This is a genomic window from Pandoraea pnomenusa, from assembly GCF_040391475.1.
Taxonomy (GTDB): domain Bacteria; phylum Pseudomonadota; class Gammaproteobacteria; order Burkholderiales; family Burkholderiaceae; genus Pandoraea; species Pandoraea pnomenusa_C.
Map to the genome: position 1 here is coordinate 143263 of NZ_JBEBXS010000005.1, position 12132 is coordinate 155394.

Sequence of the window (12132 nt, forward strand, 5' to 3'; positions counted from 1 at the left end):
AGCCCCCGTCTAGTCGACGATCTTCTTGGCGACAGTCAGCCCCAGCAGCAGGAAGATCACGAACAGCACCAGGAACAGCACGAACAGGATCTTCGCGATCCCGGCGGCACCGGCGGCGATCCCCGTGAAGCCCAGCAGGCCAGCCACGAGCGAGATCAGTGCGAACAACAAAGCCCACTTCAACATAGCGTTCTCCTTGGTCAAAGCATCATTTCCCGGAGACTTTCTTGGCTCCCTCGGTCCCGCGTTCCCTTGATGTCAGGCCGCACGAACTCCTGGGTGCTGTGTGTATGGTAGAAAAAGCCCGCAGACGAGACTGCCCGGCCGGCGCTGGTTTTTGCGTAGGAATTGACTGACAATTTGGGCAATGTCGCGTTTTTCGACTTATGATCGAAACGCGTCTCATCTCCGGTCAAACCCTCATGCCCCGATTGTTTACGTCCTGGTTGCGCCGTCGAAGCTGGATCATCGCGATGATCGCGGCGATCGTCATCACGGTCGGCAGCCTGATCGGGCTGGAGTCCGCGCACCGCCGGCTGGCGTCAACGTACGAGGCGGCACTGCAGGGCATGATCGCGGCGAACGAGCTCAACGAGATCATGGCGCGCACGTCGACCGTCGTGTCGAGCCAGCGCGGCTATCTGCTCACGAGCGACCCGGTCTACCTCGATCCCTATCTGTCTGCGGTGCGCCGCATTCGCGATCTCGCGGCGGTCGTCATTGCGCATTACCAGGACGTTGGCGACACGCAGGCAACGCAGGATTTCGCGCGCGTGATGACCTTGTTCTCGCAGCGCATCACCGCCATGGAAGCGGCGCGCGCAGCCGTCCAGCAAGGCAGCATGAGCCTCGAAGAAGCGCTCTCGCCATCCAATCTCGGTATCGGCACGATGGAGCCGGTCCAGATCGGCCTGACCGATCTGTACAACCGTGAACTTGCCCGTGCGCGCACGGCGCAAAGCAACGGACGATTCGACCAGGCCATTTCGGCGATCAGTGCGGGCGCGCTTTCGGTGCTCACCATCCTGCTGTTCGTGATGCTCTTTCGCACGCTCGGCAAACAGATGCGTCAGGAGCAGCTCGCCCGCGATCAACTGCACGAACAGCAAACGCATCTGGATCGTCTCGTGCGTGAGCGCACCGAACAGCTCGACGAACTCGCCACGCACTTGCAGAACGTGAGTGAAGACGAGAAGACACGGCTGTCGCGCGAACTGCATGACGAACTCGGCGCGATCCTCACCGCCTGCAAGATGGACGTGACATGGGCGCATCACAAGTTGCGCAATACCGAGCCCGTCATTGCCGAGAAGCTCGCGCGTGCGCAGCGCAATCTCGACTCGGGGATTCAGATCAAGCGCCGCATCATCGAGAATCTTCGCCCGACGGTGCTCATCAACTTCGGACTTGTCACGGCACTTCGCTCGCTCGCAGAAGAGACTGCGGACCAACAGCATTGGCAGCTCGATCTCGATCTGCCGGAAGAAGACTTCGCGCTGCCCGAATCTACGGCCATCGTGCTGTTTCGCGTCGCGCAGGAAGCACTGACGAACGCGGGCAAATACGCACGCGCCACGACAGTTCGCGTGGCGCTCGCGTGCGACGAGCAACGCGTGCGGCTCGAAGTCATCGACAACGGCATCGGCCTCACCCGCGATCAGTTCAACAAGCCCAAGACACACGGCCTGTTCGGCATGCGTCAACGTGTATCGGCCAAGGGCGGGCGCATCGACATCCACTCGCTGCCGCAACGCATGGGCACCGAGATTCAGGTCGTGCTGCCGCTGTGCAATCCGGCCGACGCGCCGGAGATCGCGACCGAAGCCACGGAAAGTACCGCGTCACACGCGCCATCCCCCCACGCCTCTCCTGCCACCCCGCCCACCCAGCCCACCTCGCCCGCAACCGACGGCGACCACAGCACCACCGCGCCGGCACCTGATGCCACCGACGCCGCCGAGCCTGCGTCGCGGCGCGTCGGAATGCACTGACAGCGCAACCCGACTCCGCCTACACCGCGACGCTGTCGCGGCTGACAGCGCGAACATTTCGCACTCCCTACCATGGAATCACCTGCCGCGCCCGAGACCTCGGTGTGCGGCAAGGCCTGAACCCAACCCATAAGGAGTGGTCATGAACTCGGATCAAATGAAGGGCAAGTGGAACCAGCTCAAGGGCGAAGTGAAGAAGCAGTGGGCCAACGTCACCGACGACGACCTGCTCAAGATCGAGGGCAACCGTGACAAGTTCATCGGTGTGATCCAGGAGCGCTACGGCAAGGAAAAGGCCGAAGCCGAGCGGGAAGTCGACAGCTGGAACAACCATCACAAGCTCTGGTAAGCGCGTGTTGTCGCGCCCGCCGGGAGGCGGGCATTCCCCTCATCGTCTCGTGCTGCCGTCGCGCGCCGTTTGCGCGACCGACGACGCCATCCCCCAAGGAGAAATCAAAATGAAACGACTGATCGCCATCGCTCTGCTCTCGGGTTTCGCACTCGGCCTGGCAGGCTGCAACACCATTCACGGCGCCGGCCAGGACGTCGAACGCGGTGGAGAAGCGATCCAGGGCGCCGCCGACCGCAACAAGTAAGTTTTGCTGCCTGATCGTTGCTTCGGCCCCGATCGGCCCCTTTGGGCCCTGTATGGCCCCATATGGCCCCATATGGCCCGCTATCGCCCCCCGATCGTCAAATGAACCGTCAGCTCAACAGGAGGACGAGATGTCACACCGAATCGCCATGAACTTGCTGACCTGCGCCTGTCTGGCCGCGGGCATGCTCGGCACGGCGGCCGCGAACGCGGCCGACGCCGCAGCCAAGGATCGCTACGAGGCGGCGCAGAAATCCGCCGAGGCCGATTACAAGGCCGCTGCTGCACGATGCGACGACATGAAGGACAACGCCAAGAAGGTCTGCGTCGAGTCGGCCAAGGGCAACGAGAAGGTCGCCAAGGCCAACGCCGAAGCCGACTACGAGCAAACGCCCAAGGCGCGTTACGACGCGGCAGTGGCCAAGGCCGACGCCGATTACGGCGTCGCCAAGCTGCGCTGCGACGACAAGAAGGGCAACGACAAGGACGTTTGCCGCAAGGACGCGGACGCGGCCAAGACCAAGGCGTACGGCGACGCCAAGGTGATGCGCACGAGCCGCGAGTCGTCGAAGGACACGATGGCGGCGCGTGAAGACGCCAATGCCGACGCGAACAAGGCCCAGTACAAGGCCGCGCTCGAGCGTTGCGACGCCATGACCGGCAACAGCAAGGACGCGTGCGTGGCCGACGCCAAGGCGCGCTTCCATCAGTAAGCAGGCACCCGGCCCGGCAAACGCGGGGCCGACACCGGTTTAGCAGGGGAGGAGACGGCGTGACGACCGCATGCGGGTTACGCCGGCGGCGGCGGATGTTGCGAAAGCGGCATCCGCCGCTGTTTTTGCGCCACACGCGCGCAACCCCATGTAAATGAATGTAACAAGTGTCGCGCCGCCGGGACCTCGGCGGCATCGTTCCGACGCGCGACGGCGTCAACCGAAACGAGCGCAAAGCGTTGATTCTGAATAGAATGGGGGCCTGATTCACACGTTTGGCGGCAGCTTTTCCACGCCCGGACGTTCCCCATGCGGTGTCAGTGCGCATACTTTGCAACAATTGCGTCCCGCCCGAGATTCGGAACTTCAGTAAAGTTAAGCCAAGGAATCTGACGAACCAGGGTGCCGGCGGGCACCGGGCGCGTCGAACGGCATGGTGCCGTGCGAGCGCTGTCATCAGTACGCTGCCAAGTCCGCAGGAGAAATGTCATGAAAACCAAGTTTGCCGCCCTTGCCATCGCCGGGATCGCGCTCGCCGCGGGCGCGATCGGGACGGCGCAGGCTCACGTCTCGGTCGGTATCGGCATTGGCGTACCGCTGATCGCACCGGCCCCGGTCTATGCACCGGCCCCGGTGTACGTGGCGCCGCCTCCGCCGGTCTATGTCGCCCCGCCGCCGGTCTACGTTGCCCCGGCGCCCGTCTACTACGGCGCGCCCCCGGTCTACTACGGCCGCCCGTACTATGGTGGTCACGGTTACTGGCGCCACGGCCGCTGGTATCGCTATTGATCGACGGCTGATGCCCGGGTAACGGCGTCAACTGCCCGAGCGCAACGCAACGCGCCACCGGCTTTGCAACCGGTGGCGCGTTTGTTTTTCAGGTGGGAAAAAATCTCGTCGCGGTGCTTATTGCGCCACCCGATACGCGATACGGAAACCGCCCCAATGCCGGCCGTTCACGTAGATCGGTGCCGACGCGTCCTTCATCACCACGAATTCCCCGCCCCCCATATCGCGCCGGTAGGTTTGCAGCAACAGCGGTTTGGTGTTGCGTCCCGCTGCAGCGCCGGTGCGGTCGTTGAACAACCGGCGATTGCGGCAATGTGCCGCGTTCCATACCGGATCGTTGGTCGGTGACTGCGAGAATTTGCGGTTGTGGGTGGGCAGATAGCCGTTTTCGTCGACGGCCGCGCAGAACGCGATGCGATCGTTCAGGCCAAGCAGCGGCTCCTGAATGTCGGGCAGCGTTTCGTCGGTGAAGCGCGTGAAACGCGCCATCAACTGCTGCGGGTTCGAGCCGGGAATGGGTTCGTAGCTGCGGTCGAACAGCTCCTGCTCGCTGATCTTGCCCTTGGCCAGCGCCGCCTCGAAACTCTCGCCAACCTGCTTCGCGGCGCGCCGCACGGCACGAATGAACGGCGTGTCCGCCGTCTCGACATCGGCTTCGGCAATCAGCCCGATCAGATGCTCCGACACCGACAGCAGACCGTTGATGCGCTCACGTGCACTTTCGACGTGCTCGGCGGAATGCGCGACGCCGTCGGCCATTTCGTCGACATGCGCGGCGAGCGTCGAGCATTCGGTCTCGATGGCTTCGCTGTCCTGTGCGATCTGTCCGGCCTGACGATCGAACGTGTCGAGCGCCGAGCCGGCCGTCTCGATCACGCTCGCAATCGCGCGCGTGCCTTCGCGCGCTTCGCTGGCGCGCGCCACGTTCGCATTGCTCTCGCGCATGAGTCGCTGGGTGCGTTCGCCCAGCGCGGTGAGGGTGTGTTCGATTTGCTGCGTCGCCTCGGCGGTCTTGCTCGCGAGCAGTTTGACCTCGGTGGCCACGACCGCGAAGCTTCGCCCGGCGGCCCCGGCACGCGCGGCCTCGATGGCAGCATTCAGGGCAAGCAGATTGGTTTGACGGGCGATGACGGAAATCCCTTCGGCCACCTTGCCGACATGTTCCAGCGCTTCGCGCAGACCCGCGATTTCCTCGGCCATGCCCGAGACGCCTTCGACCAGCCCGTGGATCGATGCCAGCGAAGCGTCCGCCGTGCTGCGCGAGGCCGCAATTTCGCCGCTGGCGCGATCGGCCACGTCGCGCGCTTCACGCGCGGCAGCGGCAATGCGCTGGTTGCCTTCGCTGGTGTCCGTGGCGGCGCGACGCAGCTCCTGAAACACTTCGGCCTGCCGCTTGACCCGCACGGCGATCTCGTCGACGTTCCCCGCGATATCGCACAACTCCACGCCGAGCGTGCCCGCGTTCACGGCCACCTCGTTCATGATGTTGACGGTCTGCGCGGCTCCCCTTGTGCGCGTGAATAGCCCCATCGTCAGTCTCCTCGCATCTCTGATCTGCTTGTTATGACGAGGGCGCGACAGTCACCGGTACTGCCGGAAACGCCAGATGGACGTTCGCGCCACACGCTAGTGCTTATGTGCACTAAGTGTCGAAAAGTATAACGGGAGAAAAAACGGCTGACTTGAGGGTTTCCTCGCGTGTTGCCGCCCCGATTTCGGCGACTTTTCGACGTATCGGAGGCACCCTCTCACGCAAGGCTTACGCCGGACTTACTGCACGGTGCGGCGCTTCGCCACAGCGCTGACGGCCTTGGTGGCCTTGGTGGCCTTGGTGGCCTTGGTGGCCTTGGTGGCCCTGGCAGCCTCGGTGCCTTCGGCGCCGCTGGCAGGCGCGCCCGCCAGCGCAGCGCGCAACGCCTCGCCCACGGCCAGCACCAGCGCGCCGGCGTCGCGGCGGTGCAGCAGCGCGACCTCGCTGTTGGCGTTGGCCTCGTCGAGCGCGATGCGGCGCACGCCCGGCCCGGCCAGCGCCCCCAGACTTTCCGGCACGATGGCGACGCCGAAGCCCGCTGCGACCAGATTGAGGAGCGTGGCCTTGCGCGACGTGGCGACTGCGGCCCTGGGGAAGAATCCGTGCTGCTGGCAAAGCTGTGCGACGCGATAGCTCAACCCGCCGCGCTCGCGGTGCGGGACCGAGACGAACGGCTCGTCCGCCAGCGCCGCCACGCTCACCGACGTTGCCTGCGCGAGCGCGTGACCCGGCGGCACCAGCAGCTGCAGACGCTCCACGGCGATGGTTTCGCAGATGAGCGACGGCGCGGGCCGCAGCACCGGCAGACGCACCAGCCCCAGATCGACACGCCCGGCTTCGATCTCGTCCTGCTGTTGCTCGGAGGACAGCGTCGACACATCGACACTCACCCCGGCATGCGCTTTCAGATGTGCGTACAAGCCCGCGGGCAGCGCGCCCGCGAACGGCACGGAACTCGAGTGAGCCAGCCGCACGGTGCCCTGTTCGCCACGCGCCACACTGCGCGTGAGCGCGACCGAGCCTTCGAGTTCGGTGAGCACGCGCCGGGCTTCGTCCACGAAAGTGCGACCCGCAGGCGTGAGCGTGACGCCCTTCGACGAGCGCTCTAGCAACACCGCCTGAAGCTCGCGTTCCAGCTCGGAAATCTGGCGACTGAGCGCCGACTGGGCGACGAACAGACGTTCGGCCGCCGCGCTGAAGCCACCCGCGTCGACCACCTCCAGGAAATACCGCAACTGCCGCAGCGACACCATGACCATGCCATTTCGAGATCGAATATCGCCACATTCTATATTGGCGCCAGCCCGGCACGCGCCCCTATGCTGACGGAAGACCTGCGCACCTCTGCGCGCCACTCGCTTCGCTACACCTCGTCCGTCACCATGCTCTCGACGCTGTCCTCCCCGCTGCTCGACACCCTCACCACCGCGCTGCCATCACCCGGCCACTGGCTATTGATGAGCGCCGCACTCGTCGTCGCCTACGTCATTTTCGGAATTGCGGGCTTCGGCACCGCGCTGGTCGCCAGTCCCGTGCTCGCCTACGCGATGCCGGTCGCGCAGATCGTGCCGATGCTCGCGTTGCTCGACTTCAGCGCCGCCTCGGGCAGTGTCGTGCGCAATGCGCGGGCGGCCGACACGAGCGAGTTGCGACGGCTCGTGCCCGCCATCGTCGCCGGCAGCCTCGCGGGCGGTGCGCTGCTGCTGACCTTGCGTCCGGACGTGCTGCTGCGCGCGCTCGCCTGGTTCGTCTGCGGCTACGCGGTGTTCTCGCTGATCGGGCCCCGCGCAAAGTCGCGTCTGTCGCAGGCATGGGCGATCCCGTTCGGCGCACTCGGCGGCCTGTTCGGGGCGATGTTCGGCAGCGGTGGCTTCATCTTTGCGATTTACCTGACGAGCCGTCTCGAGCGCGTGGAAGCCATGCGCGTTACCCAATCCACGCTGATCGGCTTCAGCACGCTGGTGCGCGCCACGCTGTTCCTGTTCGCCGGGGTCTACGCGAATGTGTCGATGCTCGTCACGGCGGCGTCGCTCGTGCCCGCCATGATGGTCGGCATGTGGCTCGGCAGGCACATCACGCTGCGGCTCTCGCGTCAGCAATTCGTGAAGGCCGTGAATGTCGTCGTGCTGGCCGCCGGGATCGCGCTGCTGTTGCGCGGTTGAGATGTCAACGTCGCAGGCCATCGTCGCGACGAGGCGCCGCGCCAGCGGGTATGCTGACGGCCTCGTCTTCGTTCTCACACTCGCCCGTCATGTCCAGCGTTGCCGCCGCCCCCTTGCCAGCCCTGCTCGTCTTCGGTGAGGCACTCACGGACCTGATCCGCCTGCCCGGCGACGACGGCCGTCAATGGGTCAGCCGTGCGGGGGGCGCTTGCTGGAACGTCGCCCGCGTGAGTGCGGCGATGGGCGTGGCTACGGGCTACGGCGGCGCGATCAGCACGCACGCCCCGTTCGGCACCGAGCTGCTCGCGCTCTCGCGTGACGCCGGGCTCGACGAGCGCTATCTCCAGCCGGTCGACGCCCCGCCACTCGTGGCCGTCGTCCACCGACACGACCCACCCGCGTATTTCTTCCTTGGCGAAGGGGCTGCCGATCTGGCCTTCGATCCGAACGGGCTGCCCGCCGGCTGGCAGGAAGCGGCACGCACCGCCCACTTCGGTTGCATCAGCCTCGTGCGCGAACCGCTTGCGACCACGCTGGTCTCGCTGGCGTCGCGACTCCATGCTCGTGGCGTGGCCATCAGTTTCGATCCGAATCTGCGTAACCTGATGGGCCCGGCGTACCACGCGACCTTCACCCGCATGGCCACGCTCGCTACCTGGCTCAAGCTCTCGGTGGAAGACCTGCGCGGGCTCTATCCCGCATCCACCGACGTCGACGCGCTGGCCGACGTCAGACGCATCGCGCCACAGGCGCACATCCTGCTCACCGACGGCGAGCGCGGCATGCGCCTGCTGCTGCCGGACGGCGCGGTCATCACGCAGCCCGCCTACCGGGTCGACGTGGCGGATACCGTGGGTGCGGGCGACGCCGCCATCGGCGGCTGGCTCGCCAGCCTGACGCGCTCACCCGACGCACCGCTCCCCCATCATCTTCGCCGCGCGGCTGCGGCCGCCGCCCTCGCCTGCACCCGCACCGGCGCCCACGCGCCCGATTGGGAGGCCGTGGACGCGCTCGCGCAAGCGTCATCGACCCGCTGACCGGCCACGAGCCACCCGCGATCGCCTGGTGCTGCCCGCTCAATCATCGAAATATTGGCTATGATGACGTCAAATCATCACCACAGCCGATGAATTCGCCATGACGCCGGACCAACTGCTGACCTTTGCGACCGTCGCCGAGCTTGGCAACATCAGCCACGCCGCGCAAGCGCTCCACCTCTCCCAACCGGCGGTATCGGGGCAATTGCGACTGTTGCAGGAATCATTTGGCGAGCCGCTTTACCGCCGCGACGGGCGCGGTATCCGCCTCACGGCCGTAGGCGAACAAGTGGCGGTGTACGCGAACAAGCTGCGCCAGGACTACCGTCAGGCGATGGCCTTGCGCGACAGCCTCCGCGGCATGGAGACCGGCGCGCTGCGCATCGGCGCGAGCACGACGCCCGCGAGCTACCTGCTGCCCTACGTGATTGCGGAATTCCATCAACGTTACCCGGCCGTCGCGCTCCATATCGTCGACGGCAACACCAGCGAAATCGTGGCGCAACTCGACCGGCTGGACGTGGCGTTCATCGAAGGGACGGTGCCACCGGGACTGTCGCCGGAGATCGCGGTGCGGCCGTGGCGCGACGACGAGGTCGTCGCCATCGCGCGCGCCGACCACCCGCTCGCGCAGTGGCCGCAGGGGGCGTCGTTGCAGGCGATTGCCGAGTATCCGCTGATCCTGCGCGAACCCGGCTCCGGCGTGCGCGCGCTGGTGGCGCGGGCGTTCTCCGTGGCCGGACTCACGCCGCGTGTCGCGCTCGAACTGGCGGGGGTGGAAAGTATCAAGGAAGCCGTGCGCGCCGGCATGGGGGTGGGCTTTGTGTCGGCCATGTCGATGCGACACGAGGACGCGGCGCTCAAGGCCGTGCGCATCGACCCGCCGCACGGTCTGAAACGTTTGCTGACGGCGCTCGTGCCGCACGCCGACGCCCTGTCGCGCCCCACCGAGCGCTTCCTTGCGCAATGCTTCGCGGGGGACGCTGCCGATCCGGCTGCCTTGCGGTGACACGTGACAGCGACCCCATCGTACACTGCACGGCACTCGTCGCAATGCTCACCGGACCGGCGCGTCAGGCCGACCTCCTACGGCCTCATTTGAAATCCCACGCCATCTGCTCGGCCACCGAGGTGGCTTCCGAGGAGCGCACGCACACGTCGAGGTAGTCGGTTACCGGCGGCGGCACGGGTGTGCCTTCGTCGAGCAGACGGCGGTTGTCGAACACATAGTCGAGCGCGGCAAACGAGCCGTAGCGACGCAACGCCTTGGCCATCAGGCGGCTGTTGCCCTGCCCCAACTGGTGCGCGAGCGCCGGCGTCAGACGGTCGATCTCCGCGGCACCGACATGACGGAACCGTTCACCGAGCGGGGGCACGCCCCGCGCCCTGGCGAGCGCCGCTTCGATCTCGCGAATCGTGCGCGTGCTGCCCTCGCCCGCCGACACGTGATACAGGTCGTGACGCAGGTGCGGCAGGAACGCCAGATCGATCAGCGCGTCGGCGCAGAAGTCCACGGGCACCACGTCCAGCCGGTCGTCGAGGCCGCAGGTAAAAGCGCCGAGCAACTGCACCATGCGGAACATCCAGAAGATGCTGCCCGACGGCTCGCATCCGAGGCGCGTGTGGCCGACCACAATGGACGGACGCGCCACCACGAGCGGCAAGCCGGGCCACTCGCGTCGCAAGCGGCGCTCGGCCTCGGCCTTCGATGCCGTGTACGGCACCACCTGATGATCGGCGCGCGCAAGCTCGTGCGATTCCTGCACCAGGCCGGAGAGCGCGTCACCGCACGCCATGGCGGTGCCCACGTGCACGAAGCGCTCCAGCACCGGCGACGCGGCCACCGCGCGCGCGAGCGCGAGCGTGCCGTTTACGTTGACGACGTCGAGCTGCGGATGTGCGGAGAAGCTCGCGATCGCGCCCGCGTGAATCACGTGGGTGACGCGCCGCATGCGCGGGTCGTCCTCGAACGAGACCGGCTGCGCAAGATCGCCGCACACGATATTCGCTTCCGTCAGGGAGAGCCGGTGTACCGGCGCGACACGGAAGCGATCCATCGCCGCACGCACGCGGGCGAGTCCGTCGCTGCTGGTACGCGCGCGCACGAGCAGCAACAACGACGGACCGAACCCGTCCTTGAGAAGTTGGGCGACGACGGCGCCGCCCACAAAACCGGTACTGCCGGTGACGAGAATTCGCATGGCAATGGCCTCGCAAAACAGAAGAGACTGAACTGCAACGCGTGAATCAGAACGTGTAATTCAGCGTTGCAGCGACCTGGTAATTGGTCTTGTTGAACACGATCGGGCTCCTGGACGCGTTGCCCGTGTAGCGCATCAGGCCGCCGGCCACGTTGGTGCTCCAGTGCTTGGTGAACTTGTGCGTCCAGTTCGCCGTGAGGCTCACGCCGTACAGGCCGCCACCGGCCGAGTACTGACGGAAGCCGGAATTCAGGCTCTGCGTGGGCGTCACGCCGAAGTAGGTCTGTGCGTACTTGCCGCTGGCGAAGTGCGCCGTGGCGCCCACGCCGATGGTGTCGTTGGCCGCCTTGAACACTTCGCTATCCACGGAGAAGCGGTAGACGTTGCCGCGATCGCGGTTGGACAACGGAATGTCCGCCGCCACGCTCACCACGGCGATCTCGCCAATGGCGTACCCGGCTTGCAGCGTGGTGAACACCGAGCCCTTGATGTCGCCCATGCCGCGCAGCTTGTCGGAGCCGGAGTCGAGTCCCTTGGCGCGGTCCTTGCGGCCGTCGTCGTAGGAAATCGCGGCCGACAGGAAGAAGCCCTTGGCCAGCGAGAGCCGGTAGCCGATGCCGCCCAGCCCGACGAACACGCCATAGGGCGTTTGCAGTGCCAGGTTCAGCGCGGGCGTCACGCGGTACTCGTCGCTGCCCATGTAGCGCGGCGACACGCCAACGCCGCCGCCGATCGTGAACTCGTAGCCGCTTTCGGGCTTCTGCGAGGGCAGGCTCTGGTCGGGCTGAATCCCGCTGTAGCGCGCCGGCTCGGCCGCCCCGGCCTGCGAAGCGGCGCCGGCAAACAGCAGGCCGGCAGCGCTGGCGGCGGCCAGACGGGGAAGACGACGATGGGGGCGAGCGAGACGAACATTGCGGCTTTTCATGGCACTCCTACAAAATCCGGGTGAGATTCATTCGTTGGGAAAATTGCGACCTACGGATGGGTCGCAAGTTGAAGCGCATGGTAGGCGTGATGCGCCGCCGTGGCTGTTACCCGATTTAGGAGAGTTGTGAACAAGTGTTTTCAATTGTTCGCAGGTTTGAAACGCCCGCCCGGTGGGGCTCCGGGGCA

12 protein-coding genes and 1 pseudogene are annotated in these 12132 nt (G+C 66.0%); 8 read left to right on the forward strand and 5 right to left on the reverse strand.

The window, feature by feature from the left end:
- Positions 1–9 precede the first annotated feature (9 nt).
- Positions 10–186, reverse strand: coding sequence for a DUF1328 family protein (locus ABWO90_RS07765; RefSeq protein ID WP_353190628.1), 177 nt, complete (start codon positions 184–186; stop codon positions 10–12).
- Between the two features lie 236 nt (positions 187–422).
- Between ABWO90_RS07765 and ABWO90_RS07770 the strand changes: the two genes are divergently transcribed.
- The 5 genes from ABWO90_RS07770 (at position 423) to ABWO90_RS07790 (ending at position 4088) form a co-directional block, all read left to right on the forward strand.
- Positions 423–1991, forward strand: coding sequence for a sensor histidine kinase (locus ABWO90_RS07770; protein ID WP_353190629.1), 1569 nt, complete (start codon positions 423–425; stop codon positions 1989–1991).
- 142 nt (positions 1992–2133) lie between these two features.
- A complete protein-coding gene (locus tag ABWO90_RS07775) occupies positions 2134–2340 on the forward strand; it encodes a CsbD family protein (protein ID WP_353190630.1) in 207 nt (68 codons plus the stop codon).
- 109 nt (positions 2341–2449) lie between these two features.
- Positions 2450–2587, forward strand: a complete 138-nt coding sequence (locus ABWO90_RS07780) for an entericidin A/B family lipoprotein (RefSeq protein WP_353190631.1) — start codon at positions 2450–2452, stop codon at positions 2585–2587.
- A 130-nt stretch (positions 2588–2717) separates the two neighbouring features.
- Positions 2718–3299, forward strand: a complete 582-nt coding sequence (locus ABWO90_RS07785; protein ID WP_353190632.1) for a hypothetical protein — start codon at positions 2718–2720, stop codon at positions 3297–3299.
- Between the two features lie 489 nt (positions 3300–3788).
- A complete protein-coding gene (locus ABWO90_RS07790; protein ID WP_353190633.1) occupies positions 3789–4088 on the forward strand; it encodes a hypothetical protein in 300 nt (99 codons plus the stop codon).
- A gap of 117 nt (positions 4089–4205) precedes the next feature.
- Here ABWO90_RS07790 and ABWO90_RS07795 read toward each other — a convergent pair whose 3' ends face one another.
- Together ABWO90_RS07795 and ABWO90_RS07800 are read right to left on the reverse strand one after the other, a co-directional pair.
- Positions 4206–5618 (reverse strand): methyl-accepting chemotaxis protein, encoded by a 1413-nt coding sequence (locus ABWO90_RS07795; protein ID WP_353190634.1) that lies wholly within the window; start codon positions 5616–5618, stop codon positions 4206–4208.
- A gap of 240 nt (positions 5619–5858) precedes the next feature.
- Positions 5859–6878: a LysR substrate-binding domain-containing protein gene (locus tag ABWO90_RS07800; RefSeq protein WP_353190635.1), complete on the reverse strand. Its 1020-nt coding sequence runs from the start codon at positions 6876–6878 to the stop codon at positions 5859–5861.
- A 60-nt stretch (positions 6879–6938) separates the two neighbouring features.
- On the opposite strand from ABWO90_RS07800, the gene ABWO90_RS07805 reads away from it, so the two are divergent.
- The 3 genes from ABWO90_RS07805 (at position 6939) to ABWO90_RS07815 (ending at position 9827) form a co-directional block, all read left to right on the forward strand.
- Positions 6939–7781 carry a sulfite exporter TauE/SafE family protein gene (locus ABWO90_RS07805; RefSeq protein WP_353190636.1) on the forward strand — a complete coding sequence of 281 codons (843 nt, stop codon included), beginning with the start codon at positions 6939–6941 and terminating at the stop codon, positions 7779–7781.
- Positions 7782–7870: 89 nt separating this feature from the next.
- Positions 7871–8818 carry a carbohydrate kinase family protein gene (locus ABWO90_RS07810; protein WP_353190637.1) on the forward strand — a complete coding sequence of 316 codons (948 nt, stop codon included), beginning with the start codon at positions 7871–7873 and terminating at the stop codon, positions 8816–8818.
- A 100-nt stretch (positions 8819–8918) separates the two neighbouring features.
- Positions 8919–9827, forward strand: a complete 909-nt coding sequence (locus tag ABWO90_RS07815; protein WP_353190638.1) for a LysR family transcriptional regulator — start codon at positions 8919–8921, stop codon at positions 9825–9827.
- A 496-nt stretch (positions 9828–10323) separates the two neighbouring features.
- Here ABWO90_RS07815 and ABWO90_RS25040 read toward each other — a convergent pair.
- A pseudogene (locus ABWO90_RS25040) lies at positions 10324–11019 on the reverse strand (SDR family oxidoreductase); the annotation flags it as partial.
- A gap of 46 nt (positions 11020–11065) precedes the next feature.
- Positions 11066–11944: a MipA/OmpV family protein gene (locus ABWO90_RS07825; protein WP_353190640.1), complete on the reverse strand. Its 879-nt coding sequence runs from the start codon at positions 11942–11944 to the stop codon at positions 11066–11068.
- Positions 11945–12132 lie beyond the last annotated feature (188 nt).